The organism is Rhizobacter sp. P2_H3 (genome assembly GCF_056403355.1).
In genome coordinates this window covers 1-828 of sequence record NZ_JBFUFQ010000521.1, presented here as the reverse complement: position 1 = coordinate 828, position 828 = coordinate 1, and the positions used below count along the sequence as shown (strand labels likewise).

Here is an 828-nt window from a genome sequence, read left to right as displayed (position 1 = left end):
CGCGCGAAGGAGCGCATCTTCTCGCACCGCGACAGCTTCGGCCAATGGCAGCCGAAGGAGCAGCGCCCCGAGCTGTGGACGCTGTTCAACACCCGCATCAAGCCGGGCGAGCACATGCGCGCGTTCCCGATCAGCAACTGGACCGAGCTCGACGTGTGGCTGTACATCGCCCGCGAGAACATCCCGCTGCCGAATCTGTACTACGCACACGACCGCCAGGTGATCCGCCGCAAGGGCCTGCTGGTGCCGCTGACCGACGTGACGCCGCCGGAAGCCGGCGAGGTGGTCGAGACGGCCGAGGTGCGCTTTCGCACCGTCGGCGACATGACCTGCACCTGCCCGGTCGAAAGCCCGGCCGCCAACGCGACCGAGATCGTCGCCGAGACGCTGAAGGTGACGGTGAGCGAGCGCGGCGCGACCCGCATGGACGACCGCACCTCCGATGCGTCGATGGAACGCCGCAAGAAGGAAGGCTATTTCTGATGAGCACGCCGCAAGTTCAAGTGAAAGACCACCGCGCCTTGAGGTTCCTCACCGCCGGCAGCGTCGACGACGGCAAGAGCACGCTGATCGGCCGGCTGCTGTTCGACAGCCGCGCGATCCTGGCCGACCAGCTCGACACGCTGGAGAAGCGTGCCGCCGGTGCGCCGATCGACCTGTCGCTGCTGACCGACGGCCTGGAGGCCGAGCGCGAGCAAGGCATCACGATCGACGTGGCCTACCGCTACTTCGCGACCAAGCAGCGCAAGTTCATCATCGCCGACGCCCCCGGCCATGAGCAGTACACCCGCAACATGGTGACGGCCGCGGCCGGCAGCGATGCGGCGG

The 828-nt window shown here is 67.6% G+C and carries 2 protein-coding genes; both read left to right on the top strand.

Annotated features, from left to right (window positions below):
- A partial coding sequence (gene cysD, locus AC1D1T_RS32810; RefSeq protein WP_477993543.1) for a sulfate adenylyltransferase subunit CysD occupies positions 1 to 483 on the top strand: 483 nt, incomplete at its 5' end.
- A partial coding sequence (locus tag AC1D1T_RS32805; protein WP_477993542.1) for a GTP-binding protein occupies positions 483 to 828 on the top strand: 346 nt, incomplete at its 3' end. The genes cysD and AC1D1T_RS32805, both read left to right, overlap by 1 nt.